Source organism: Stenotrophomonas sp. STEN083, assembly GCF_056759195.1.
The window spans coordinates 1-25,045 of the sequence record NZ_JBRRCU010000016.1 but is presented as its reverse complement, the minus strand read 5'-3'; the positions used below and the strand labels follow the sequence as shown (position 1 = coordinate 25,045).

Below are 25,045 nucleotides of genomic sequence, written 5' to 3'. Positions count from 1 at the left end.
CCTAATGGCCACCGAAATCATCGAACCGGTCGACACCGTCGACAGCCCGAACCGTGAAATCCATGAGCAGCTGGGTCGTAAATACGACGCAGGCTTCGTCACGCTGATCGAATCCGAATCGTTCCCCCCCGGTCTGGACGAGGACGTCATCCGCGCGCTCTCGGCCAAGAAGGAAGAGCCCGAGTGGATGACGCAGTGGCGCCTGGACGCTTACCGCCACTTCCTGACCATGCGCCAGCCGGACTGGGCCAAGCTCGAGATCGCACCGATCGACCTGCAGGCACTGAGCTACTTCTCCGCGCCCAAGGGCCCGAAGTACCAGTCGCTGGACGAAGTGCCCAAGGAACTCCTGGACACCTACGAAAAGCTTGGCGTGCCGCTGCATGAGCGGGCGAAGCTGGCCGGCGTGGCAGTGGATGCGGTATTCGATTCGGTCTCGGTCGGCACTACTTTCCGCAAGGAACTGGCCGACAAGGGCGTGATCTTCTGCTCCATCTCCGAAGCCATCCGCGAATACCCGGAGCTGGTACGCAAGTACCTGGGCTCGGTGGTGCCGGTGGGCGACAACTACTTCGCCGCGCTCAACTCGGCGGTGTTCTCCGATGGCAGCTTCGTGTTCGTGCCGGCCGGCGTGCGCAGCCCGATGGAGCTGAGCACCTATTTCCGCATCAACGCCAGTAACACCGGGCAGTTCGAGCGCACCTTGATCATCTGCGAGGACAAGGCTTACGTCTCGTATCTGGAAGGCTGCACCGCGCCGATGCGCGATGAGAACCAGCTGCACGCCGCGGTGGTCGAGCTGGTGGCGCTGGAAGATGCCGAGATCAAGTATTCGACCGTGCAGAACTGGTACCCGGGCGACGAGAACGGCGTCGGCGGCATCTACAACTTCGTCACCAAGCGTGCCGAATGCCGTGGCGCGCGCTCCAAGGTGACCTGGACCCAGGTGGAAACCGGCTCGGCCATCACCTGGAAGTACCCGTCCTGCGTGCTGCTGGGCGACGACTCGGTGGGCGAATTCCACTCGGTCGCGCTGACCCATCATCGTCAGCAGGCCGATACCGGCACCAAGATGATCCACGTCGGCAAGCGCACCAAGAGCAAGATCATCTCCAAGGGCATCAGCGCCGGCCGTGGCCAGAACACCTATCGCGGCCTGGTCCGCGTTGACCGCGGCGCCGAGGGCGCGCGCAACTACACCCAGTGCGACTCGTTGCTGATCGGCAAGAAGTGTGGCGCCCACACCTTCCCCTATATCGAGGTGAAGAACCCCAGCGCCACCGTCGAACACGAGGCCACTACCTCCAAGATTTCCGACGACCAGCTGTTCTATTGCCGTGCCCGCGGCATCGACCAGGAAAACGCGGTGTCGATGATCGTCGACGGCTTCTGCAAGCAGGTCTTCAAGGAACTGCCGATGGAGTTCGCGGTGGAAGCCAAGAAGCTGCTGGAAGTCTCGCTGGAAGGATCGGTCGGATGAACCGCCTGCCGCTGCTCCTGCTGGCCGTACTGCCGTTCGTGGCCTCCGCCGCGTCGCCGGGCAAGGCCTGTGATGACGCCCGCACCCAGTTCGAGCTCAACGAGTGTGCGGCGGCCGAAGCCACCGCAGCCGACGCCGAGCTCAACGCCGTGTACCGCCAGGTGCTGCAGAAACTGCAGGGTCAGCAGGTCGCCATCGACAAGCTGCGCGCTGCCCAGCGCCTGTGGATCCCGCTGCGCGACGCCGATATCGAAGCGCGCTACCCGGTTGGCAAGGACGAGAACCCACGCGTCCTGTACGGCTCGATGTACCCGATGCTGTATTCGGCCAACAAGGCCGAACTGACCCGCAAGCGCACCCAATGGCTGCGCGCCACCTTCCTCGATCGCGCCGAAGGCGAGCTCTGATCGCCCCGCACCCTACATATTGAAGAACGCACCCTCATGCTGAAGATCGAAAACCTCCACGCAAGCATCGGCGACAAGGAAATCCTCAAGGGTCTGTCGCTGCAAGTGAAGCCGGGCGAAGTGCACGCCATCATGGGCCCGAACGGCGCCGGCAAGTCCACCCTCGGCAATGTCCTGTCCGGCCGCGACGGCTATGACGTCACCGCTGGCAGCGTGCAATTCGAAGATGGCGACCTGCTGGAACTGGCCCCTGAAGAGCGCGCCGCTGCCGGCCTGTTCCTGGCCTTCCAGTACCCGGTGGAAATCCCCGGCGTCAACAACACCTACTTCCTGCGCGCAGCGCTCAATGCACAGCGCAAGGCACGTGGCGAGGAAGAACTGGACTCGATGCAGTTCCTCAAGCTGGTCCGGCAGAAACTGGCCGTGCTGCACCTGAAGGACGAGCTGCTGCACCGTGGCGTCAACGAAGGCTTCTCCGGTGGCGAAAAGAAGCGCAACGAGATCTTCCAGCTCGCCGTGCTTGAGCCGAAGCTGGCGATTCTCGATGAAACCGACTCCGGCCTCGACATCGATGCACTGAAGAGCGTGGCCGATGGCGTCAACGCACTGCGGTCGCCGGAGCGTTCGTTCCTGGTCATCACCCATTACCAGCGCCTGCTCGACTACATCAAGCCGGACGTGGTGCATGTGCTGGCCGACGGCCGCATCGTCAAGACCGGTGGCCCGGAACTGGCGCTGGAGCTGGAAGCGCACGGTTATGACTTCCTGAAGGACCGCGTGGTCCGCGAGGCAGCCAAGTAATGAATGCCCTGCTCGATTCGTTGCGCGAATCCTTCGCAACAGCCCGCACATCCATGTGCGGGGATTCAACGAAAATCGCCGAACGGGAGTCGATTCTTGAGGCCGCCCTCAAGACCGGCCTGCCCGCCGCCCGCAACGAGGCCTGGAAATACACCTCTCTGCGCCAGCTGGAGCGCCGCAGTTTCACTGCCGCACCGCTGCAGGCCCCGGACATCGATACCGCGCTGCTGGCCGACATCCCGTCGCCGCGCCTGGTCTTCGTCAATGGCCGCCACAGCGCTGCGCTCAGCGATCTGTCGTCGCTGGATGCCGGTGTGCAGGTGCGCACCTTGTCTGCCGTGCAGGCCGAAGAGCCCGAGGCGCTGCGTTTCCTTGGCCGTCGCTTCGAACGCGCCGAGGAAGTGTTCGCCCAGCTCAATGCCGCACTCGCCGATGAAGGCGTGCTGGTGCAGGTGGCCGACGGCATCGTCAGCCACACCCCGCTGCACCTGGTGTTCGTCAGTGCGGCAGATTCCAGCGACCACGCCTGGCATCACCGTCACCTGATCGAACTGCGCCGTGGCGCCGTGTTCGGCCTGGTCGAGCACCATCTGCAGGCTGGCGACAGCGCACACCTGGACAACACCTTGGTGCACGTCCACATCGCCCAGGACGCGGTGCTGTCGCATGCCCGCGTGCAGGCCGACAGCGCGCGCGCCACCTCGCTGCTGCGCACTGATGCGGTACTGGCCCGCGATGCCGAGTACCGCCGCATCGACCTGGAACTGGGTGCAGCGCTGAGCCGTCATGAGCTCAACGTGCGCCTGGAAGGCGACAACGCCAAGCTGACCGCCAATGGCGTGCTGCTGGGCACCGGTCGCCGCCATATTGATACCCGCCTGGGCATCGAGCACATCGCCAAGGACACCAGCGCCGAGCTGGTCTGGCGCGGCGTGGCAGCCAACCGCAGCCGCGTGGTGTTCCACGGCGGCATCGGCATCCGCGAAGGCGCCGATGGCACCGATGCCAACCTGTCCAACAAGAACCTGCTGCTGTCGGCCGATGCCGAGATCGATACCCAGCCGACGCTGGTGATCGACGCAGAAGAGGTCAAGGCGGCGCACGGCGCTACCGTTGGCCAGCTCGACGCCAACGCGCTGTTCTACCTGCGCTCGCGTGGCCTGCCTGCCGAACAGGCGCGCGCCATGCTCAGCGCCGCGTTCTGCCACGAGCCGCTGTCCGCGGTGGAAGGCGTTCTTACCGAAAAGCTGGCCCGCCACCTGGACCAGGCACTGCAACAGGCAGGCATGGCATGAATCTCAGTTCCCCGCGTCCGATCCACCACCCGGCCACCGCCCCCGACTGGGAGCGCGTGCGCGCCGACTTCCCGCTGCTGATGCGCGAAGTCAACGGCAAGCCGCTGGTGTATTTCGACAATGCCAACACCGCGCAGAAGCCGCTGTCGGTGATCGGCGCGGTGGACGAGTTCTATCGTCGTTACAACGCCAATGTCAGCCGCGCGGTGCATGCGCTTGGCACCGAGGCCACCGACGCCTACGAAGGCGCACGCACCAAGCTGGCACGCTTCCTCAACGTGCGCAGCGATGAGCTGGTGTTGTGCAGCGGCACCACCTTTGCGATCAACCTGGTCGCGTATTCGTGGGCATTGCCGCGCTTGAAGGCCGGCGATGTGATCCTGGTGTCGCGCATGGAGCACCACGCCAACATCGTGCCGTGGCAGCTGGTCGCCGAGCGCACCGGCGCCAGCATCCGCGTGGCGGAGATCAGCCCCGATGGCAGCCTCGACCTGGACGCGCTGCATGCAGCGATGACCGCGGAAGTGAAGCTGCTGGCGCTCACCCACGTGTCCAACGTGCTGGGCACCATCAATCCGGTGCGCGAGATCTGCCGCGAGGCCCGCAAGCGCGGCATCGTCACCGTGATCGACGGCTCGCAGGCCGCGCCTCACCTAAGCGTGGACGTGGCAGCGATCGGCTGCGATTTCTACGCTGTCACCGGCCACAAGATGTGTGGCCCGACCGGCACCGGCGCGCTGTGGGCTCGCCGTGAGCACCTGCAGGATATGCCGCCCTTCCTCGGCGGTGGCGAGATGATCAAGGAAGTGAGCTTCGACGGCACCGTATTCAACGATGCCCCGCACAAGTTCGAAGCCGGCACCCCGAACATCGCCGGTTTCATCGGCTTGGGCGTCGCAGTGGACTACCTGGAGGAACTCGGCCGCGAGCACATCGAAGCCCGCGAGCAGGAACTGCTGGCCCACTTCTCCGAAGAACTGCAGCGCGTTGAAGGCCTGCGCATCTTCGGTACTGCGCCGAACAAGGCCGCGGTGGTGTCGTTCCAGATCGAGGGCGCACATGCGCACGACCTGGCGACCCTGCTCGACCTGCAAGGCGTCGCCGTGCGCTCCGGCCAGCACTGCGCGCACCCGCTACTGCAGTACTACGGCGTAGCCGCCACCTGCCGCGCCTCGCTGGCGTTCTACAACACGCATGAAGAGATTGAATCCTTCATGGCGGCGTTGAAGAAAGTGCGCACCTTGCTGGGCTGAGAAATCCAGCTGTTGCAGGAGCCGCATAAGCCGCGAAGCCGAAAGCACTGCAGGTCGAAATTCAAACAGCGAAAGCGCCCTCACCCCAACCCCTCTCCCGTAAACGGGAGAGGGGCTATAGAGCAGCGCTGCTGGATTGTGGGTGTGGTTGCCTTTGTAGGAGCGGCGTAAGCCGCGAAGCACGCATAGCTGCAGTGCTCATGAATTCCGGAATCTGACGATCCACCAGCTTCGCGGCTGACGCCGCTCCTACAAAAGTCCCGCTGCACAGCACTGCTCACACATGCAATAATGCGAACAATTCGCATTTGCACAAACGATGAGCCCCGCGTCGTCCTCCCTTCTTGCCACCTTGTTCCGCGACCATCACCGATGGTTGCTGGCGCGGCTGTGCAGGCAGGTTCGTTGCCGCTGGGATGCAGAAGACCTCACCGCCGAGACCTTCAGCCAGGTCGCAGCATCGCGCACGCCGCTGACCAGCATCGATGAGCCACGCGCGTTCCTGACCACCATTGCCAAGCGCCTGCTGTTCCATCTGCGTCGGCGCCGTGATCTGGAACAGGCCTGGCTGGAGCAGTTGCGGCACAGTCCTGAAGCGTTTTCGCCCTCGCCCGAGGAACGTGCACTACTGTTGGAAACCGTGCTGCTGGTCGATCGCAGCATGCAGTCACTGCCCGCACCCGCCCGCGCCGCCTTCCTCTACAGCCAGCTCGACGGCATGGGCCACGAGCAGATCGCACAGCAGCTCGGCGTGTCGGTTCGCACGGTCGGCCGCTACCTGCGCCAGGCCTGGATCTGCTGCCTGCAGGACCTGCAGCACACGGACCTGGCCCCATGAGCGAGCAAGCGGCGATGCAAGCCGCCATCGACTGGATGGTGCTGCTGCAGTCCGGCAGCGCCGATGTGGACAGCGAACAGCAGCTGCAGCGCTGGCTCGACGCCTCGCCCGAACACCGTCAGGCCTGGCAGCAGTTGCAGGAGATCCAGGGCCGCTTCCAACGCCTGCGCGAGGTTGCCCAGCGTCACCCCGGCCAGGATCAACAGGCGCGCGAACTGCTGCTGCGGCCGTCGCGGCGTGTCGCCCTGCGCTCGCTGGCGGCCTTTGCGCTCACCGCTGGCGGCGCCGCGTTGCTGGCCGACCGCAAGTTCCCGCTGCGCGAACTCAGCGCCGACCTGCGCACCGCAACCGGGCAACGCCGCCGCTTTGCACTGGATGACGGCAGCACCCTTACGCTGGATGCGCGCAGCGCGATGGATCTGGATTTCGCTGCCAACCAGCGCCAACTATGGCTGCGACGCGGGCGCGCACTGCTGGACATCGCCGCCGATCCTCGCCCCCTGTTGCTGCACAGCCTGCACACCAAGCTCAGCCTGCTGCGCGGCAGGCTGATGGTGGAACGCTACGAGGCATCGACCCAGGTTGCCGTGCTCAGCGACCACGTATTGATCGAGGACCAGCACGGCCACAGCCAGCGCCTGCTTGCCGGAGAAAGTGCTCGCATCGATGCCAGCGGCATCACCGCCCTTGGCAGCAACCCACCGCAGCTGACCGATTGGCTGCATGGCCGGGTCAGCCTCGACAACGCTCCCTTGCTGGAACTGGTCGAGCGCCTGCGCGCCTACCGCAGCGGTTTCCTGCGGGTGTCGCCGAAAGCCGCGGTGCTGCGCGTGCAGGGCGTATTCGGGCTGGATGACAGCGACCGTACCTTGGCCGCGCTGGCCGAAACCCTGCCCTTGCTGATCCGCTCCTACGGCCCGGTCACCCTGATCGAAAAAAAATAGCGTGAGCGTGTCCGGTTTTTCGCCCTCGATACACATCCCTATCCGAAACCCTCTTTCGGAAGCCGTATCGATGTCCGCCTCCCCCCTGCTTCGCCCTTCCTGCCTTGCCCTGGCCTTGTCGCTGGCCTGCGCCGTTCCGCTGGCCAACGCGCAAACCGCAGCCGCTGATGCGGCAGTGCTCGACTACCAGATCGCCGCCGGCCCGCTAGGCGCCAGCCTCAACCGCATCGCCGCCAGCGCCGGCCGCACCTTGTCGGTGGACCCGGCACTGCTGCAGGGCAAGCAGGCCAAGGCCGTGCATGGCCAGTACTCGGTCGAACAGGCCGCCGCACAGGCGCTGCAGGGCAGCGGCCTGCAGCTGGCCACCACTGCCAGCGGCGCGCTGACCGTACAGCGCGCGCCGGCCAATGGCGTGGAACGCATCGGCACGCTGCGGGTGCAGGGTGACCAGGGAAACCGAACCCAGCTGGGCGATGACAGCCGCAACTCGGCCGACACGCCTTACACCTCCGCGCAGTCCGGCACGCACCTGTCGCTGCAGCAGATCGAGCGCTCGCGCGGCACCCAGGCCGGTGACATCTTCAAGGGCGTGGCCGGTGTCATCAACGGCGACAACCGCAATTCCGGCGCGCTCGACCTGAACATCCGCGGCATGCAGGGCTTCAACCGCGTGCCGGTGCTGATCGACGGCAGCCAGCAGCAGGTCACCGTCTACCGCGGCTATGCCGGTGTAGCCGGGCGCAGCTACATCGACCCGGACATGATTGGCGGCATCGACATCCAGAAGGGCCCGACCGGCGGTGCCGAAGGCGTCGGCGCGATCGGCGGCGTGGTCAGCATGCGTACCCTCAATGCCGAGGACATCATCAGCGGCGACAAGGACTGGGGCATCCGCCTGAAGGGTGGTTTCAGCGACAACTCCACCTCGCCGCCGCCAGCATTCACCACCGGCGGCTTGCGTAATGGCGGTCGTTTCGTCACCGGCTGCGGTGGTGGCGAAATCTGCACACCCAAACCCCTGCCCACCGAATTTGCCGACGACACCGGCATGGACCGACCGTCCACTGGCAAGCCGACCGGTGGCAGTGGCAGCATTGCCGCCGCCAAACGCTGGGAGCACTTTGAAGTGGTGGGCGTGTTCGCACGCCGCAAGACCGGCAACTACTTCGCCGGCGAAGGCGGCCCGGACGCCCCGCAGCCGATCTTCAGCGACGAGCGCGTCACCAACATCTTCGGTTGGTGGACCGATTACACCAACGTCAGCTTCAGCGGGCTCAACCGCTTCCGTGCCGGCGAAGAAGTGCTCAACACCTCGGTCGACAACCAGTCCTGGTTGTTCAAGGCAACCTGGAAACCCAGCCCCGAGCAGGCGCTGGAAGTGGGCCGCATGAAGTACCAGAGCCGCTACGGCGAGCTGATGCCGTCGGCCATCCTGCGTGGCGAGGGCGCGCTGCAATCCGCGCTCAGCGATGTCGATGCCGACACCTGGACCGCACGCTACCGCTGGCAGCCGGCCAACGATTTGATCGACTTCAAGGCCAATGCCTGGCGCACCGCCCTGGACAACACCATCCGCAACGTCTACTCGTTCCCGACGCTGCCGCCCGAGTACACCTATATCGAGACCACCTACCGCCAGGCCGAGCGCTGGGGCATCGATGCCACCAATACCTCGCGCTTCATCACCGCCTGGGGCGACGTCGCCCTGCAGTACGGCTTCACCCACGGCAAGGAAGACGTCCATCCGATCAGCGCCAAGCAGAGCTTCAGCAGCAACAATGCCAAGCGCGAGGAAAGCAGCCTGTTCGCCAGCGCCGAGTGGGTGCCAACCGATTGGCTGAAATTCGATGCGGCGGTACGCCACACCCGCTACAAGAGCTATGACCGCGAGATCACCCGCCTGCCATCGCAGACCCGTCCCATCACCTATACCGACGTCCACCTGCAGGGCAAGGCCAGCGGCAATGCGCCGATCGCGGCGATCACCTTCACCCCGTTCCAGGGCGTGCAGGTCTACGCGCGCTATGCCGAAGCACTGCGCATGCCCGGTCTGTTCGAGACCAGCTCCGGCCCGGTTCCGACCACGTTCGCGATGGACCTGCGCCCGGAACACGCCAAGAACCGTGAGTACGGCATCAACCTGCTGCGCGACGGCCTGTTCGCCGAAGGCGACCAGGCACGCCTGAAGCTGGCCTACTTCGACAACCACGTGAAGGATTACCTGACCCGCACCACCGTGCAGTTGCAGGGCTGGGTGTCGTCACCGGTAATCGAGAACATCGACAACGCCGACTTCAAGGGCTACGAGATCACCGCCGAGTACCGCACGCCGCGCTTCTTCAGTGAACTGTCCGGCAGCTATTACACCTATACCAACTTCTGCCACAGCGACCGCGCCTATCCGACCAAGTCGGAGCGCTGCCATCCGGGCGGCGTCACCGACAGCTATGCCAGCAACCATGTCCCGCCGCGCGCCTCGGGTGCGCTGACGCTGGGCACGCATCAGCTGGACCAGCGCCTGACCGCCGGTGGCCGGGTCAGCTACACCGGCAACCGCCCGACCCTGCCCCGTGCCAGCAGCATCATTCCGGTAGTGGACTGGGGTTCCTACGTGTTGGTCGACGTGTTCGCCAACTACCGCATCAACGACCACGTCGCGCTCGACCTGAGCGTGGACAACCTCACCGACCGTTACTACATGGACGCGATGACGCTGGGCCTGATGCCCTCGCCGGGTCGCACCGTGCGTATGGGCTTCACCGTCAACTTCTGAGGAACCTGCATATGTCCGCTTCCCCAATGCTGCTGGAAATCAGCCGCAGTCAACGCCTGAAGGCCGCCACCCATGGCACTCACGAGCGTCTGGACCAACGCATCATGCGCGGCGAACCCTTCGCATCGCTTGAGAACTACCGGCGCTTCCTGCGCGTGCAGTACCGCTTCCACCGTGACCTCGCGGTGCTGTACTCGCTGCCGGCGTTGCAGGGCTTGTTGCCGGATCTGGCCGAGCGCCAGCGCCTGCAGGAACTGCAGCAGGATCTACACGACCTCGGTGAAACCCTGCCCGCCGATGACAATTCCGCCTTGAGCAGCGACATCGACCCGGCCACCGCACTGGGTTGGCTGTACGTGGTCGAAGGCTCCAACCTCGGCGCAGCCATCCTGTTCAAGCTGGCTGCAAAGATCGGCCTGGATGCCAATCACGGTGCCCGCCACCTGGCCGGACACCCGGATGGCCGCGCGCGCCATTGGCGGCGTTTCACCGAGGCGCTGGATGGCAACGCCTTGGATGCCGAGCAGGAACAACGTCTGGTGGCTGGAGCCACTGCGGCGTTCCAGCACGTGCATGGCTACGTCGAGCAGGGCTTTGCCGACTGAGATGGAGGCAACGCTGAGCACCGCACCAACCCCGCCACGGCGCAACCGCGCCATGCGCGTGGGCTATCTGTTGCTGGGCATGCTGATGGTGGCACTGGGCATCATCGGCGCATTGCTGCCGGTGATGCCCACCACCATTTTCATGATCCTGGCCGCCGCCTGTTTTGGCCGTTCCTCACCGCGCTTCGAGCGCTGGCTGCTGCAGCACCCGCAGTTCGGCCCACCGCTGCGGCTGTGGCGCGAACAGGGCGCGATGTCCAAGCGCGCCAAAGCATTTGCCTGCGGCGGCATGGCGCTGGGCTTTGCGGTGTTCTGGTACTTCGCGCATCCATCGCTGCTGCTGTGGCTGGCGGTTGCGATCGGCATGGGCGGCTGTGCGCTATATCTGCTGACCCGGCCGCTACCGCGCGGTGTGGCCGCGGTGCCGTCCCCGCAATCGGAAGAACGCGGCATCCGCTCGGTCGCTGCAACCGTGACCGTGTTGCTGCACATTGGAATGTTCGCGCTGTTGCTGTGGAGCCGCGCGCCGAGCATGGATCCGCCGTTGGAGGAGCCCGTCGAACGCACGCAACTGGTGATGTTGCCGCCACGTGCACCGGAGCAGCCGCTGGAAGAAATCGTTGCCCCAACACCTTCCGCTGCGGCCTCGGCGGAGAAACAGAAACCGGAACCGCCGCGCCCGCTGCCGCCGTCGCCACCGCGTGCCACCGCCAACTGGGTGGTTCCACCGCCCGCGCCTCCACAACCGGTGCAGCAGGCGCTGGCCCCGCAACAACAGGAAGCGTCGATCGCCGCCGCACCGCTGACCCCGCCGCTTCCGCCCGGGCCGAACGCAGCAAACCCCGGCAAGGACAGCTGGGAAGGCCGGGTCATGGCCAAGCTGGAACGGCATCGCCGCTATCCCAATGCCGCCCGCGCGCGCCGCGAACAAGGCGTCGCCCACGTCCGCGTCAGCCTTGCCCGCGATGGCTCGGTGCTGTCGTTGGCGTTGGAGCAGACCTCCGGCTCGGCCATGCTTGATCAGGCCGCACTGGATACCTTCCGCCGCGCCACGCCATTGCCGGCGGTGCCGGAAGCACGCAAAACACCGCTGGAACTGTCATTCCCGGTCGAGTTCTTCATGCGTTGAGTGCAAGGCAAACGCTTCACCTGTAGTGCCGAGCCATGCTCAGCAGGGGCTTCACCGGTAGAGCCTCAGCCGAGCATGGCTCGGCACTACACAAGCGAAGCCTCTGCTACATCACCTTGCGAAGAGGCACCCCCTCCCCAGCCCTCCCCTTGCCTGAGGCAAAGGGAGGGAGCACAGCCCAGGACACCTCCCATCGTCCGTTCCAGCTCCCAGCGCTAGAATGCAATCCATGAACACGCTGACCTTCCGCAATGCCACCGCCGCCGACATCCCGGCCCTGATCGATCTGGTCACCTCCGCCTACCGTGGCGACGCCTCGCGCGTCGGCTGGACCACCGAAGCCGATATCCTTGATGGTCAGCGCATTGACGCCGCCGGCATCCAGGGCGAGCTTGACCGCCCGCGCAGCGTGATCCTGCTCGCTGAACAGGACGGCCAGTTGCAGGCCTGCTGCCATGTCGCCGATGAAAACGGCCACGGTTACTTCGGCATGTTCTCGGTCAACCCCAACGCCCAAGGCGGCGGCATCGGCAAGCAATTGATGCAGCGCGCGGAACAGCATGCGGCCGAACAGTGGCAGCTGCCGACCATGCAGATGACGGTTATCGATTGCCGCGACGAGCTGATCGCTTTCTACGAACGCCGCGGCTACGTGCGCACCGGCATCAAGAAGCCGTTCCCGTATGGCGACGAACGTTTCGGCATTCCCAAGCGCGACGACCTGCAGTTCGAGATCCTGGAAAAGCCGCTCGGGGCCGCCGCATGAGCGAGACCTGGACCTTCATCTGTGCCAGCGAGGAACTGCTGCCGGGCGAATTGAAGACCGGCTTCGATGAGGTCACCGGCTCACCGATCGTGGTGTTCAACCTGGACGGCGAGCTGTACGCGCTGGAAGACCAGTGCACGCATGAGGAATTTGAACTGTCCTCCGGCACCTTGGACCCGGACGAAGGCAGCATCGAGTGCATCCTGCACGGTGCCCGCTTCGACATCCGCGATGGCCGCGCCCTGTGCGCACCGGCCTATACGGCGGTGCCGAAATTCCCGGTCAAGCGTGAACACGGTGGCATCTGGTCGCGCGACGACCGCGACTGAACCAGCCGGCCCTACCGTAACGAGGGAGTCAGCGCTGCGACTCCCAGCCTTTGCCGACACGCACCCGAGGCCTCCAGACCCGGCCGCGTCCCCGCGACAGCTCAGCTGGCACGGCATCCAAAGGCCATTCTTCCCCGGCAAAAGCATCCCGCCTGTACCCGGGCAAGACCTCGCTGTACCAAGCATATCGGCATTGCAAACGCAAACAATTCTCAATAAGATGCGCATCTGTCGCGATAACGCGAAATTAACGGTCTGCGCTCTTCCCCATGTCCTCCCCGTCCACCAAGGCTCAAACGCTGACTGTCGCCACCGTGCGGCGGGGCCTGCCTTGGCTGATGCTGGTGTTCGGCATGTTGCTGGTCTGGGCCGTGGCATTCCAGGCCAAGGCGGTGGTCACCGCCCCGCTGGCGTTGGAAGCGTTCGATCAGGTACTGGTTTCGCCTGAACCCGGTCATCCACAGCAGCCGCTGGAGATGGCCGCCATCAGCGAATCCGGCGGCGAGTCCTCCCGTCTGACCCGGCCGCGCCCGGCAGCGATGCTGTCCAGCCCGGTTCCGCTGGCTCTGTTCACCCCCAGCCGCGTCTTCGTGACTGCCGCCAGCGACACACTGCTGCAGCACGCGGTCGAACGCGCCCAACGCTATCCGTTGGCGCCTTACCTGCTGCTCAATCCCGGCCACGCCCCGCCGCGCGGCTGACCAGCTGATACGGACGCGCTCTGCGATCCGTCGTTCTGTTGCTCATCGTTCCACGCCTGCGCCATGCCGCCTGGCTCGCTCCAACGATCCCTTCCCCTACCTCCGCGTCAGCAGACCGCGGCGGTCGCCTTACTTCTCCCTTTTCACTAACGATCATCACCATGACCCATATCAAAAGCCGCAAGCACAGCAGCACCGCGCCGCGCATCAGCGTCCTGGCTTCGACCACTGCCAGCCTGATCACCGGTCTAAGCCTGGCAACCCTGCCTGGCCTGGCCAGCGCCCAGGATGCCAAGACCCTGGACCAGGTCGAGGTGCATGCGATGAACGGCTACAAGGCCGAGAAGTCCGCCTCCAACAAGTACACCCAGACCCTGCAGAACACCCCGCAGACCATCCAGGTGATCACCAGCGACCTGTTCAACCAGCAAGGTGCCACCACCCTGACCGAGGCGCTGCGCAACAGCGCCGGCGTGGGCACCTTCTATGCAGGTGAGAACGGCAACACCAGCACCGGTGACACCATCTACATGCGCGGCTTCGACAGTTCCAGCAGCATCCTGGTCGACGGTATCCGCGACCTGGGCTCGATCTCGCGCGACGTGTTCAACACCGAGCAGGTCGAAGTGCTGAAGGGTCCGGCTGGTACCGATATCGGCCGCACCGCGCCCACCGGGGCGATCAACATGATCAGCAAGCAGGCCAACCTGCGCGATGCGATCGCAGGCAGCCTCACCGCCGGCACCGATGGCCAGCAGCGCGCTACCGCCGACTGGAACCAGACCCTGGGCACCACCGCTGCGCTGCGCCTGAACGCGATGTGGCAAGACAGCGATGTCGCTGGCCGTGACCACGTCAACAACAAGCGTTGGGGCTTCGCGCCGTCGTTCGGCTTCGGCCTGGGTACCGACACCCGCTACTTCCTCAACCTGCAGTACCTGAAGCAGGACAACATCCCCGACGGTTTCGTGCCGACCATCGGCCTGCCGGGCTGGACCCCGCAACCGGGCCTGGACCAGCTTGCAGGTCACCCGGTGAACCCGGAGAACTTCTATGGCACCCGCTACGACCACGATGACGTGACCTCGCAGCAGGCGACCTTCCGCTTCGAACATGACTTCTCCGACACGCTGAAGCTGACCAACACCGCGCGTTGGGGCAAGACCGAACAGGACTATCTGCTGACGGCATTCATGTCGACCGGCGGCAATGCTAACGACCAGCAGGCAGGCAACATCAAGTGGACGGATATCAATGACCTGTCCACCTACACGATGAATCGCAGCAACCTGACCTACAAGGATCAGGAAAACACGATCCTGACCGACCAGTTGAACCTGCGCATCGACTTCGTGACCGGCCGCGTGCAGCACAACGTCAGCACCGGCGTGGAGTTCACCCAGGAACAGCAGAAGAGCTGGGGCAAGGCCGGCACCGCTGGCGCTGGCTGGGGCCCGGCAAACCTGTACAACCCGGACTGGAATGCAACCGGCCTGACCACCCGTCGCACCGGCGTCCATACCGACGGCAAGACCACCACGTCCTCGCTGTACGTGTTCGACACCCTGAAGTTCAGCGAGAGCTTCATGCTGACCGCTGGCCTGCGTGCCGATCACTACAAGACCGAGTACAGCAGCTCGGCGCTGTGCACCGCCACCAACTGCGCCGGTCGCCCGGTTGGCACCCTGATCGCGCTGCCGTCGTTCGATGATTCGGACACCTTGATCAACTGGAAGGTCGGTGCGCTGTACAAGCCCAACGACGCCGTCAGCGTCTACGCGAACTACGCCATTTCGCAGCAGCCCCCGGGTGGCAACAACTTCCAGCTCAACGAAACCGCTGGCAACGTCAACAACATCAACATGGATCCGCAGGAAGCCCGCACCATCGAAGTGGGCACCAAGTGGGCGTTCCTGGATGACGCACTGGCGCTGAACGTTGCCCTGTTCCGTACCGAAGTCACCAACGAGATCACCGGCAGCGCTGCCGATGGTTACTTCCAGAACGGCCAGAAGACCGTGGAAGGCATTGAAGTTTCCACCGTCGGCAAGATCACCGACAACTGGTCGGTCTCGGCCGGCTATACCCACATGAACACCCAGGTGGACACTGGCAGCAAGGTGACCGCCGATGGCACCAACAACCTGACCTACACCCCGGATGATGCGTTTACCGGTTGGACCAGCTACGTGTTCCCGTTCGGCCTGACCATCGGTGGCGGCGTGCGTTACTCCGGCGAGATGCATCGTGGCACCGACGGTGCCAAGGGCACGCCGGCCTTCGTAAAGTCCTACACCGTGTATGACGCAGTGGCGTCCTACGCAGTCAACGACAACCTGGTGCTGCGCTTGAACGCCTACAACCTGTTCGACAAGCAGTACGTCGCCGCGATCAACAAGAGCGGTTACCGCTACACCCCGGGTACCCCGCGTACCTTCATGTTCAGCGCGGACTTCCGCTTCTGATCGGATGGGCGCAGGGGCTTACACTCCCCTGCGCCCTTTTCGGAAAGACCGCCATGTTGCTGCACATACCCAATGTACTCAGCGTCGAGGAAGTTGCCGGTTTCCGCCGTGCACTGGAAGCGGCAGACTGGGCTGATGGCCGCGAGACCGTTGGCCATCAAGGTGCGCAGGTCAAACGCAACCTGCAGCTGCCCGATGCCTCACCACTGAAGGCCGAACTGGGCCAGCATGTCTTGGGCGCGCTGGAACGCAATCCGCTGTTCTTCGCCGCGGCGCTGCCGCTACGCATCCTGCCGCCACGCTTCAATCGTTACACCGGCGGCGGCGAATACGGCTTCCATGTCGATGGCTCGGTAATGAGCGTCGGCCACGGCGCACAACGCACGCATATCCGCTCGGACATCTCCTGCACCCTGTTCCTGTGCGAACCGGAGGATTACGACGGCGGCGAACTGATCATCAGCGACACCTATGGCGAACACGAAGTGAAGCTGCCGGCCGGTGACCTGGTGGTATATCCGTCCAGCAGCCTGCACAAGGTGCAGCCGGTAACACGCGGCGCGCGGTTGGCCTCGTTCTTCTGGGTGCAGAGCATGGTCCGCGACGATGCCCATCGGCGCATGCTCTGGGAAATGGATACCTCCATCCAGCAGCTGACCCAGGATTGCCCGCAACACCCGTCCTTGGTCAGCCTGACCGGGATCTATCACAACCTGCTGCGGCAATGGGCTGAGACCTGAGTTCCGGCGCTGCCCTGAGCTGAAAAGCGATGACAAGGTCGTAGCCCGGGTAAGCACAGCGCACCCGCGGCGCTTGGCGGAAGTCTGAAAGTCAGGGGAATTCGCGCTCTCGGGTGCGCTGCGCTTACCCGGGCTACAGAGCCACGCCGACGGAAGCGCTTGCCGGATGACGATTGACATTCGTCAAGTTGCTATCAATTCTCATTTGCAAAAGTTAACTAATCGTATCTACAATGCCGCACCGCGAACGTCGGCCCCTGTCGCCGCGTCCGCAATCCGGGGATACGAATGCAGCAGCAACAGCGCCAGCACGCACAGAACAACGCCGCTTCCGGCGCTGTCAGCCTGCGTCCGCTGGCTTTGTGCATGCTGTTGCTGCTGTCGCTGCTGGCCGCCTTATGCCAGAGCGGCACCCAGTTTTCCCGGCTCGGCGTGGCCCAGAACGGCCATGCCTCGGCGCCAGCTGAAGAGCGTCAAGGCGGCGAACGCCACCTGGAAGAAGAAAGCCCGGCCAAGCTGCGCCGGATAGTACAGCTGCGTGCACCGCGCGCAGCCCAGCCCCTGCCCAGCGTCCAGCAACTGCTGTTTGCAGCGGACGACTTCAGCCCCATCCGCACGGTCTTCCCTGCATCCGAGCCGGTTATCGGCCATGCACTGGCCAGTCCGCGCCAACAGCGTGGGCAAGCGCCACCGTTGAGCTGACGCTCCGCATGTAGTCGTTTCCGCTTCACCACTCTCTTCTTCCCAGCTAGCCCCTGCCTGCGTCCGCGCCTGCGGTGTTGATGGCTGCAACCTGTATTCCTTGATCGAGGTATTCCCATGGCCCTGCGCCAGCGTCACCGTGTGTCCGTTTCCCGCCACCTGCTCAGCCTCGCCGTGCTCGGCGCCATCAGCGCCAGCGCCCATGCCAACGATGCGCCGACCACGCTGGACAAGGTCGTCGTCACCGCCAGCGGCTTCGAGCAGAAGATCACCGATGCCCCGGCCAGCATCTCGGTCATCACTCAGGAAGAACTGGCCAAGCGCCCGTACATCACCCTGCTCGATGCCGTGCGTGACCTGGAAGGCGTGGACGTGGGCGAGACCCGCGACAAGACCGGCCAGGGCAGCATCTCGATGCGCGGCATGGGTTCGGACTACACGCTGATCCTGATCAACGGCCGCCGCCAGAACAACCACGGCGACATCTACCCGAACAACTTCGGCGGCAACCAGTTCAACCACATCCCGCCGCTGGATGCGATCGAGCGCATCGAAGTGATCCGCGGCCCCGCCTCCACCCTGTACGGCGCCGATGCGATGGGCGGCGTGATCAACGTCATCACCAAGCGCACGCTGGACAGCTGGCACGGCTCGGCCACGCTGGCCCGCAGCTTCGAGACCGATGACCAGTTCGGCGACGACCGTACCGCCGACCTGTTCGTCACCGGCCCGCTGCTGCCGGGCAAGCTCAACCTCAGCGCGCGCGCCAGCTGGTATGACCGCGATGCCTCCAACCCGGTTTATTCGTCGGTAACCGACCCGGCCGGCAACCAGCACAACCGCTCACTGGGCTTTGGTGCCGGTGGCAAGACCGTGGACAACACCAACAAGGCTGGCGGCATCACCTTGGCGTGGACCCCGACCGAGGCGCAGACCATCACCCTGGACTACGACACCTCGCGCCAGGAATACGACAACTCGATCAAGGTCAACGATGCCGGCGAAGAGGAATACCCGGTCGGCACCGTCGACAGCATCAGCAGCATCTTCACCGCCGGCAACTTCTGCCTGGGCGCCGCCGGCGCCAACGCAAACGCATGCCGCAACAACGGCGGCACCTGGTCGCGCCGCGCCAACCCGCGCGCCGGTTACGGTCCTACCCAGGAATTCACCCGCGACGCCTGGGCACTGACCCACGAAGGCAAGTGGGGCTTCGGCAACAGCTTCGTCTCGCTGGCACACGTGGCTACCAACAACGAAGGCCGCACCATGCCATTCACCGTGGCCGAGCGCGAGCACCTGCTGCAGATGGTCGATGGCACCGGTCCTTATGCAGGCATGAGCCTGGCCGATCGCCGCGCGTTGGCCGGCTCCACCTTCCTGCCGCGCCCCAAGCGCGTGCTGGAAAGTGCGCAGTACACCTTCGACGCCAAGATCGACATGCCGTTCCAGGCAGCCGGTGAGCACATCGCCGTGTTCGGTACCCAGATCATCCGCGGCGAGCTGACCGACGGCGTGTTCGGTACCGAAGTAGGTGACCCGGGCCGCAAGCAGGAGCACAACATGTACTCGCTGTTCGCCGAGGACACCTGGACCGTGATCGAGCCGCTGGCCATCACCTACGGCCTGCGCTTCGACGACCATGAAGTATTCGGCGACCACCTGAGCCCACGCCTGTACGGCGTGTACACCGTCAACCCGCAGTGGACGGTCAAGGGCGGTGTCAGCACCGGCTTCAAGACCCCCAAGACCACCCAGCTGTATGACGGCGTCACCGGCTTTGGCGGCCAGGGCACCTCGCCGATGTTCGGCAACCCCAACCTGAAGCCGGAAACCAGCACCAGCACCGAACTGGCGGTGTACTGGCAGCACCCGGATGGCCATAACTTCAATGCCACCCTGTTCCACAACAAGTTCGACGACAAGATCTCCACCCAGCCCTGCGGCACCGGCCTGTCGTTGGTCTGCACCAGCACCGGCGAATACGCAGATCTGGGCTATGCGACCAGCACCAAGACGGTGAACATCGACGAGGTGGTGATCCAGGGTGCGGAAGTCGCCGGCCGCTGGGAAATCAGCGACCGCTTCGGCCTGCGCGCCAACTACACCTATACCGACAGCGAGCAGAAGAGCGGTGCCGACAAGGGCCGTCCGCTGGGCCTGAGTGCCAAGCACATGGCCAACGCCACCTTCGACTGGCAGGTAAGCGACCGCTTCAACCTGTTCGTGACCAGTGAAGCCCGTTCCAAGCGCTACCGCGGCGTCAGTGCGATCACTGGCCAGGAGCTGTACTACAAGGACTACACCGTATTCCATCTCGGTGCCTCGTTCCAGGCCACCCAGTGGATGAAGATCAACGCCCGCATCAACAACCTGCTGGACCGCGACTTCACCACCTACCAGACCGTGTTCAACGATCTGGATGGCAGCGGCATCTACGGCGACGCCACCAACGAAGTGCTGTTCGAGGACGATTACAACAACAAGGACAAGGCACGCAGCTTCTGGCTGAGCGTGAACCTGAGCTTCTAAGCACGGCGCCCCCTCCCTTGTGCGCAACACAGGGGAGGGGCTACGCGTGTCAACGCCGCACATCCTCAAGCGTTACCAGCACGAGCAGAACTACCCCCTCCCTTTCACGAAGTAAAGGGGAGGGTTGGGGAGGGGTAGCTTTTGATCTTGCTCCAAGCTTCAAGCTTGCGGCCATAACCACGGCAACAGCCAGATCAAAAGCTACCCCTCCCCGGCCCTCCCCTTGCCTGCGGCAAAGGGAGGGGGTGAAGCATCTTCACAAATTGCGAATCATTCTCATTAGTGCTCTAATCGTCGTCCTTCAATAATCCCGATTCCCGTGTCCGCAGACCGCAGCACCGCCACCACCGTGCAACAACAAGCCAGCCGTGGCTTCTGGTTGCGTACCCTGCATCAGTGGCACTGGATCAGCTCGGCGGTCTGCCTGATCGGCATGCTGTTGTTCTCCCTCACCGGCATCACCTTGAACCACGCGTCCAAGATCGAAGCCAAGCCACAGGTTCAGAACCAGCAACTGGAACTGCCAGCGCCCGTGCTCAAGGCACTCGGGGAGCGCGAAGACGGCAATGCGCCGCTGCCAGCGCGCGTAGCCGACTGGTTGTCCAATCGTCTGGAAGTGTCCATCGGCAGCCGCGAGGCCGAGTGGTCGCCGGAAGAAATCTATCTGTCCATGCCCGGCCCCGGCAGTGATGCCTGGCTGAGCATCGACCGCGAAACCGGCGCCGTGGAGTTCGAGAAGACCCGCCGCGGCTGGGTTTCCTATTTCAATGATCTGCACAAGGGCCGCAATGCGGGCCCGGGCTGGGGCTGGTTCCTCGACGTGTTCGCGGTGGCCTGCCTGGTGTTCTGCATCACCGGTCTGTTCCTGTTGCATCTGCATGCGCGGCAGCGGCGCATGACCTGGCCGCTGGTCGGCCTGGGTTTGCTGATCCCGCTGTTGATCGCCCTGCTCCTCATCCATTGACCGTCTTTCTCTCCGGAGTCGCACCATGCGCGTCACCCTGACCATCGCCTTGAGCGGTTTGATCGCCACCGCTCCTGCCGCCTACGCCGCCAGCCTCGACGTCAACGTCGAAGTGCCCAAGCTCAACGTGGCCGAATACCACCGCCCGTATGTCGCGGTGTGGATTGAAGGTGCCGACCAGCAGGTCGCCGCCAACCTGTCGGTCTGGTACCAGCTCCGCGACACCGCCGAAGGCCATGGCACCAAGTGGCTGCCGGACCTGCGCCAGTGGTGGCGCAAGAGCGGCCGTACCCTGCAGGTGCCGGTCGATGGCGTCACCGGCCCGACCCGTCCGGTCGGCAAGCACCAGCTCAGCTTCAGCGACCGCCAGCCGCAGCTGCGTGCCCTGCCCGCCGGCCAGTACTCGCTGGTGGTGGAAGCCGCGCGCGAAGTCGGCGGCCGTGAACTGGTCAAGATCCCCTTCACCTGGCCGGCCCGTACCGCGCAGAACGGCCGTGCCCAAGGCACCTCCGAGCTGGGCACCATCACCCTCGCCGTCAAGCCCTGATCCCCATTACCAACGGAGCCAACCGATGAAGCGTTCCCTCCTGCTTGCTGCCACCATCGCCGCCGTGCTGCCCTTCTCAGCTGCCGCCCACAAGGCCTGGCTGCAGCCGTCGCAGACCGTCATTGCCGGTACCAACCCGTGGATCACCGTGGACGCCGCCGTGTCCAACGACCTGTTCTACTTCAACCACGTGCCGCTGCGTCTGGACAACCTGGTGATCACCGCACCGGACGGCAGCACCGTGCAGCCGCAGAACGCGGCCACCGGCAAGTACCGCAGCGTGTTCGACGTCGAGCTGACCCAGCAGGGCACCTACCGCCTGGCCACCGTCAATGCCGGCCTGTCGGCCAACTGGCAGGAAGACGGCAAGCCCAAGCGCTGGCGCGGTAACGCCGCCACCTTCGCCACCGAAGTGCCGAAGGACGCCAAGGACCTGAAGGTCTCCGAGACCGCCGGTCGCATCGAGACCTTCGTCACCAACGGCAAGCCGAACGACACCGCGCTCAAGCCGACCGGCAAGGGCATGGAACTGGTTGCCCTGGGCCACCCGAACGACCTGTTCGCCGGTGAGCAGGCCAAGTTCAAGCTGCTGGTTGATGGCAAGCCACACGCTGGCCTGGAAGTCGAGATCACCCGTGGCGGCACCCGTTACCGCAACGCCCAGGAAGAGATCAAGGTCACCACCGACGCCAACGGCGAGTTCTCGGTGACCTGGCCGCAGGCTGGCATGTACTGGCTGGAAACCGGCACCGAGGACAACAAAACCTCGATCCCGCAGGCCAGCGTCCGCCGCCTGAGCTACGTAGGCACGCTGGAAGTGCTGCCGCAGTAAGACTCTAAAAGCCCCTCTCCCGCGTGCGGGAGAGGGGTTGGGGTGAGGGCAAGGCCGAAGCCGTGCTCCTGAAGCTACGGTAGACCCACAAAAGCAAAAGCTCCCCTCATCCGCCCCTTCGGGGCACCTTCTCCCGCCTGCGGGAGAAGGGACCAACTGCACCCAGACAGTTTCCGATACCGATGTCTTCCAACTCCGACATCGCCGCCCTTGGCGGCCACACCATGGGCACCAGCTGGAGCGTCAAGCTGGTGGCTTCGCGCAGCCGCGACCTGCATCCGCTGCATGCCGGCATCCAGGCCGAACTCGACCGTGTGGTCGCGCAGATGAGCACCTGGGAAGCCGACTCGGACATCAGCCGCTACAACCGTGCCGCCGCCAACAGCTGGCACGCACTGCCCGACGATTTCTGGAACGTACTCAGTACCGCGCGCGACATCGCCGAACGCAGTGCAGGCGCCTTCGATCCCACTATCGGCCCCTTGGTCGCGCTGTGGGGCTTTGGCGCCGATGCGGGCGCGCAGGTTGTACCCGATCCCGCGCGGCTGGCCGAGGTCGCCGCTCGCTGTGGCTGGAACAAACTGCAGTTGGATCCACAAACGCAAAGCGCGCTGCAACCCGGCGGCCTGCAACTGGATCTATCGGCCATCGCCAAGGGTTACGGCGTGGATCTGGTCAGCCGCTGGCTGCGCCGCATCGGCATCAGCGCAGCCTTGGTCGAAGTCGGCGGCGAACTGCATGGCTACGGTTTGAAATCCGAGGGCCAGCCCTGGCGCGTGCTGGTCGAATCCGCACCTGAAGAAGATGCAGGCGCAGAGTATCCGCCACGCGTGCTTGCGCTCGACGATCTGGCGGTAGCCACTTCCGGCGACCGCTGGCATCAGTTCGAACGCGATGGTGTCTCTTATAGCCACACGCTGGACCCACGCAGCCATGCGCCGGTCAGCCGCGCCGCTGCAGCGGTCACGGTGATCGCGCGCGACGCCATGCACGCCGATGCCTGGGCGACTGCGCTCACGGTTATGGGTGCCGATGAAGGCCTTGCCTTTGCCAACGACCATGACTTGGCTGCACGCTTCATCATCCGCAGTAGCAATGGCCTGGTCGAAACCATGACGCCCGCCTTCCAGCGTTACCTGGACGCAAGCACGCAATGAACCCCAATCGCTCCACCCGCTCCCTGCTCGGCAATCTCGCCGTTGGCCTCGGCCTGCTGCTGATCGCGCTGTTGCTGCTAAGCCTGCATCTGGGCGAAAGCTGGTGGCCGGCCGCGCCACTGGCACCGCAATGGTGGATGGCACTGGCAGCGTTGTCGATCTATGCGGGGGCTTGCTTCGCATTGTGGTGGTGCACCCGCCAACGCGATGACGATAGCGGCGACAGCAAGGAGCCACCGATTCTGGTGGTCTGGTCCAGCCAGACGGGCTTTGCCCAGCAACTGGCACAACGCACCGCCGCACATCTGCGTGCCGCCGGTCACAAGACCCGACTGCGCGCCATCGATCAGGTTGATGCAGCCCTGCTCGGCAGCAGCCGCCAAGCCTTGTTCATCGCCGCCACCACCGGCGAAGGCGATCCACCCGATCATGCCCTCGCCTTCCTCAGCCGGGTGATGCCGCAGCCGCTTGAGCTGCCGCAACTTCAGTACGCAGTGCTGGCGCTGGGCGACAAAACCTATGAGCACTACTGCGCGTTCGGCCATCAACTCGATGAGTGGCTGCGCACGCACGGCGCACAGCCACTGTTCGATACGGTAGAAGTAGACAACGCCGATGCCAACGCACTGCGCCATTGGCAGCAGTTGCTTGGCCAGCTTGGCGGCGAAGCGGCCAATGCCACCGATTGGAGTGCGCCGGCCTATCAGTCATGGCTGCTACGCAGGCGCGACGTGCTCAATCCCGACAGCGTGGGCGGCAAGGTATTCCACCTGCAGCTGCAGCCCGCGGATGGAACGCTGCCGACCTGGCAGGCCGGTGATATTGCCGAGATCGGCCCACGCCAGTCGGCTGATGCGGTGACAAAGTGGATGCAGGCAAACAGTTTCGATGCTGCAAGTGTGCTCGCTGACGGCCGCAAACTCGTTGATGCCCTCGCCCAGTCCCATCTTCCTGACAGCACCGACAGCCGCGACGCCAACGCATTGGCCGCCAGCCTCAAGCCACTGCCGCACCGCGAGTACTCGATTGCCTCGATGCCAGGCGAAGGCAGCCTGCAACTGATGCTGCGCCGGCAACTGCGCCCGGACGGAACGCCCGGCTTGGCCAGCGGCTGGCTCTGCGATTACACCGCTATCGGCGACGGCATTGATCTGCGCCTGCGCAGCAACAGCAACTTCCATCCACCGGGCAATGATGCTCCGCTGATCCTGATCGGCAACGGCACCGGCATTGCGGGTCTGCGCGCACATCTGCGTGCGCGCATCGATGCCGGCGCGCAACGCAATTGGCTGCTGTTCGGTGAACGCAACGCAGCCCACGATTTCCATTTTGGTGCCGAGCTTCAGCAGTGGCAGCGCGAAGGCGGAATCGAGCGACTGGATACGGTGTTCAGCCGCGATCACGGCAACTTCCACTACGTGCAGGACGCATTGGCCGCGCATAGCGATGTACTGCGGCAATGGCTGGACGACGGCGCCACCATCCTGGTCTGCGGCAGCCTGCAAGGCATGGCCCCGGCCGTGGACAAAGTGATCATCGACGCGATTGGTGCCGAAGCGCATCAAGCATTGCGCATCGCCGGCCGCTATCGCCGCGACGTCTACTGATCCGTCGGCATTGCAACGCACCGGTAGTGCCGAGCCATGCTCGGCAGAAGCATTACAAGCAATCCCAAACGTAGTGGGGGGCCCGGCGGGGCCCCGGGGGGGGCGGGGAGGGGCCAACCCCCCCGGGGGGGGGCCGAGAAAGGGACCCCCGGGGGGGGCAGGTTTGGCACCCCCAAAC

At 64.6% G+C, this 25,045-nt stretch carries 22 protein-coding genes; all 22 read left to right on the top strand.

The features are described 5' to 3' along the window. Positions 1-4: 4 nt before the first annotated feature. A complete protein-coding gene (gene sufB / locus ACVOK8_RS07260; RefSeq protein ID WP_481566242.1) occupies positions 5-1,480 on the top strand; it encodes a Fe-S cluster assembly protein SufB in 1,476 nt (491 codons plus the stop codon). Then, the gene (locus ACVOK8_RS07255) at positions 1,477-1,887 is read left to right on the top strand and encodes a lysozyme inhibitor LprI family protein (RefSeq protein ID WP_481566241.1); all 411 of its coding nucleotides are present in this window, start codon (positions 1,477-1,479) and stop codon (positions 1,885-1,887) included. The genes sufB and ACVOK8_RS07255 overlap by 4 nt, the downstream gene beginning before the upstream one ends. Before the next feature lie 36 nt (positions 1,888-1,923). Beyond that, a complete protein-coding gene (gene sufC, locus ACVOK8_RS07250; RefSeq protein ID WP_481537070.1) occupies positions 1,924-2,688 on the top strand; it encodes a Fe-S cluster assembly ATPase SufC in 765 nt (254 codons plus the stop codon). Then, entirely contained in the window at positions 2,688-3,983 is a 1,296-nt protein-coding gene (gene sufD, locus ACVOK8_RS07245) for a Fe-S cluster assembly protein SufD (protein WP_481566240.1), read from the top strand. The genes sufC and sufD overlap by 1 nt, the downstream gene beginning before the upstream one ends. Further along, complete coding sequence (locus ACVOK8_RS07240; protein ID WP_481566239.1) at positions 3,980-5,236, top strand: cysteine desulfurase; 1,257 nt, start codon at positions 3,980-3,982, stop codon at positions 5,234-5,236. Before sufD ends, ACVOK8_RS07240 begins: the two co-directional genes overlap by 4 nt. Positions 5,237-5,555: 319 nt before the next feature. Beyond that, a complete protein-coding gene (locus tag ACVOK8_RS07235; protein WP_481566238.1) occupies positions 5,556-6,074 on the top strand; it encodes a sigma-70 family RNA polymerase sigma factor in 519 nt (172 codons plus the stop codon). Further along, positions 6,071-7,018, top strand: a complete 948-nt coding sequence (locus ACVOK8_RS07230; RefSeq protein WP_481566237.1) for a FecR family protein — start codon at positions 6,071-6,073, stop codon at positions 7,016-7,018. The genes ACVOK8_RS07235 and ACVOK8_RS07230 overlap by 4 nt, the downstream gene beginning before the upstream one ends. A 70-nt stretch (positions 7,019-7,088) precedes the next feature. Further along, positions 7,089-9,791: a TonB-dependent receptor gene (locus tag ACVOK8_RS07225; protein WP_481566236.1), complete on the top strand. Its 2,703-nt coding sequence runs from the start codon at positions 7,089-7,091 to the stop codon at positions 9,789-9,791. Between the two features lie 11 nt (positions 9,792-9,802). Continuing rightward, positions 9,803-10,396 carry a biliverdin-producing heme oxygenase gene (locus ACVOK8_RS07220; RefSeq protein ID WP_481566235.1) on the top strand — a complete coding sequence of 198 codons (594 nt, stop codon included), beginning with the start codon at positions 9,803-9,805 and terminating at the stop codon, positions 10,394-10,396. Further along, positions 10,386-11,525 carry a TonB family protein gene (locus ACVOK8_RS07215; protein WP_481566234.1) on the top strand — a complete coding sequence of 380 codons (1,140 nt, stop codon included), beginning with the start codon at positions 10,386-10,388 and terminating at the stop codon, positions 11,523-11,525. The genes ACVOK8_RS07220 and ACVOK8_RS07215 overlap by 11 nt, the downstream gene beginning before the upstream one ends. A 229-nt stretch (positions 11,526-11,754) precedes the next feature. Next, positions 11,755-12,291: a GNAT family N-acetyltransferase gene (locus tag ACVOK8_RS07210; protein ID WP_481566233.1), complete on the top strand. Its 537-nt coding sequence runs from the start codon at positions 11,755-11,757 to the stop codon at positions 12,289-12,291. Continuing rightward, positions 12,288-12,620 (top strand): non-heme iron oxygenase ferredoxin subunit, encoded by a 333-nt coding sequence (locus tag ACVOK8_RS07205; protein WP_282272227.1) that lies wholly within the window; start codon positions 12,288-12,290, stop codon positions 12,618-12,620. The genes ACVOK8_RS07210 and ACVOK8_RS07205 overlap by 4 nt, the downstream gene beginning before the upstream one ends. A 269-nt stretch (positions 12,621-12,889) precedes the next feature. Beyond that, entirely contained in the window at positions 12,890-13,321 is a 432-nt protein-coding gene (locus ACVOK8_RS07200; RefSeq protein ID WP_481566232.1) for a hypothetical protein, read from the top strand. A 161-nt stretch (positions 13,322-13,482) separates the two neighbouring features. Next, on the top strand, positions 13,483-15,786 hold the full coding sequence (locus ACVOK8_RS07195; RefSeq protein ID WP_481566231.1) for a catecholate siderophore receptor Fiu: 2,304 nt from the start codon (positions 13,483-13,485) through the stop codon (positions 15,784-15,786). Between the two features lie 53 nt (positions 15,787-15,839). Further along, positions 15,840-16,526 carry a Fe2+-dependent dioxygenase gene (locus ACVOK8_RS07190; RefSeq protein ID WP_481566230.1) on the top strand — a complete coding sequence of 229 codons (687 nt, stop codon included), beginning with the start codon at positions 15,840-15,842 and terminating at the stop codon, positions 16,524-16,526. Positions 16,527-16,814: 288 nt separating this feature from the next. Continuing rightward, on the top strand, positions 16,815-17,228 hold the full coding sequence (locus tag ACVOK8_RS07185) for a hypothetical protein (protein ID WP_481566229.1): 414 nt from the start codon (positions 16,815-16,817) through the stop codon (positions 17,226-17,228). A 117-nt stretch (positions 17,229-17,345) separates the two neighbouring features. Next, a complete protein-coding gene (locus ACVOK8_RS07180; protein WP_481566228.1) occupies positions 17,346-19,760 on the top strand; it encodes a TonB-dependent receptor domain-containing protein in 2,415 nt (804 codons plus the stop codon). A gap of 319 nt (positions 19,761-20,079) precedes the next feature. Beyond that, positions 20,080-20,724, top strand: coding sequence for a PepSY-associated TM helix domain-containing protein (locus ACVOK8_RS07175; RefSeq protein ID WP_481566227.1), 645 nt, complete (start codon positions 20,080-20,082; stop codon positions 20,722-20,724). Positions 20,725-20,749: 25 nt separating this feature from the next. Beyond that, positions 20,750-21,271 (top strand): DUF2271 domain-containing protein, encoded by a 522-nt coding sequence (locus ACVOK8_RS07170; RefSeq protein ID WP_481544434.1) that lies wholly within the window; start codon positions 20,750-20,752, stop codon positions 21,269-21,271. A 25-nt stretch (positions 21,272-21,296) separates the two neighbouring features. Continuing rightward, positions 21,297-22,103 carry a DUF4198 domain-containing protein gene (locus ACVOK8_RS07165; protein WP_481566226.1) on the top strand — a complete coding sequence of 269 codons (807 nt, stop codon included), beginning with the start codon at positions 21,297-21,299 and terminating at the stop codon, positions 22,101-22,103. A gap of 176 nt (positions 22,104-22,279) precedes the next feature. After that, positions 22,280-23,260 carry an FAD:protein FMN transferase gene (locus tag ACVOK8_RS07160; protein ID WP_481566276.1) on the top strand — a complete coding sequence of 327 codons (981 nt, stop codon included), beginning with the start codon at positions 22,280-22,282 and terminating at the stop codon, positions 23,258-23,260. Continuing rightward, a complete protein-coding gene (locus tag ACVOK8_RS07155; protein WP_481566225.1) occupies positions 23,257-24,867 on the top strand; it encodes a sulfite reductase subunit alpha in 1,611 nt (536 codons plus the stop codon). The genes ACVOK8_RS07160 and ACVOK8_RS07155 overlap by 4 nt, the downstream gene beginning before the upstream one ends. The last annotated feature ends 178 nt before the right edge of the window (positions 24,868-25,045 follow it).

Coding starts and splice junctions, on each gene's coding strand:
- sufB (WP_481566242.1), top strand. CDS start 5: ATGGCCACCGAAATCATCGAACCGGTCGACACCGTCGACAGCCCGAAC.
- ACVOK8_RS07255 (WP_481566241.1), top strand. CDS start 1,477: ATGAACCGCCTGCCGCTGCTCCTGCTGGCCGTACTGCCGTTCGTGGCC.
- sufC (WP_481537070.1), top strand. CDS start 1,924: ATGCTGAAGATCGAAAACCTCCACGCAAGCATCGGCGACAAGGAAATC.
- sufD (WP_481566240.1), top strand. CDS start 2,688: ATGAATGCCCTGCTCGATTCGTTGCGCGAATCCTTCGCAACAGCCCGC.
- ACVOK8_RS07240 (WP_481566239.1), top strand. CDS start 3,980: ATGAATCTCAGTTCCCCGCGTCCGATCCACCACCCGGCCACCGCCCCC.
- ACVOK8_RS07235 (WP_481566238.1), top strand. CDS start 5,556: ATGAGCCCCGCGTCGTCCTCCCTTCTTGCCACCTTGTTCCGCGACCAT.
- ACVOK8_RS07230 (WP_481566237.1), top strand. CDS start 6,071: ATGAGCGAGCAAGCGGCGATGCAAGCCGCCATCGACTGGATGGTGCTG.
- ACVOK8_RS07225 (WP_481566236.1), top strand. CDS start 7,089: ATGTCCGCCTCCCCCCTGCTTCGCCCTTCCTGCCTTGCCCTGGCCTTG.
- ACVOK8_RS07220 (WP_481566235.1), top strand. CDS start 9,803: ATGTCCGCTTCCCCAATGCTGCTGGAAATCAGCCGCAGTCAACGCCTG.
- ACVOK8_RS07210 (WP_481566233.1), top strand. CDS start 11,755: ATGAACACGCTGACCTTCCGCAATGCCACCGCCGCCGACATCCCGGCC.
- ACVOK8_RS07205 (WP_282272227.1), top strand. CDS start 12,288: ATGAGCGAGACCTGGACCTTCATCTGTGCCAGCGAGGAACTGCTGCCG.
- ACVOK8_RS07200 (WP_481566232.1), top strand. CDS start 12,890: ATGTCCTCCCCGTCCACCAAGGCTCAAACGCTGACTGTCGCCACCGTG.
- ACVOK8_RS07195 (WP_481566231.1), top strand. CDS start 13,483: ATGACCCATATCAAAAGCCGCAAGCACAGCAGCACCGCGCCGCGCATC.
- ACVOK8_RS07190 (WP_481566230.1), top strand. CDS start 15,840: ATGTTGCTGCACATACCCAATGTACTCAGCGTCGAGGAAGTTGCCGGT.
- ACVOK8_RS07185 (WP_481566229.1), top strand. CDS start 16,815: ATGCAGCAGCAACAGCGCCAGCACGCACAGAACAACGCCGCTTCCGGC.
- ACVOK8_RS07180 (WP_481566228.1), top strand. CDS start 17,346: ATGGCCCTGCGCCAGCGTCACCGTGTGTCCGTTTCCCGCCACCTGCTC.
- ACVOK8_RS07170 (WP_481544434.1), top strand. CDS start 20,750: ATGCGCGTCACCCTGACCATCGCCTTGAGCGGTTTGATCGCCACCGCT.
- ACVOK8_RS07165 (WP_481566226.1), top strand. CDS start 21,297: ATGAAGCGTTCCCTCCTGCTTGCTGCCACCATCGCCGCCGTGCTGCCC.
- ACVOK8_RS07155 (WP_481566225.1), top strand. CDS start 23,257: ATGAACCCCAATCGCTCCACCCGCTCCCTGCTCGGCAATCTCGCCGTT.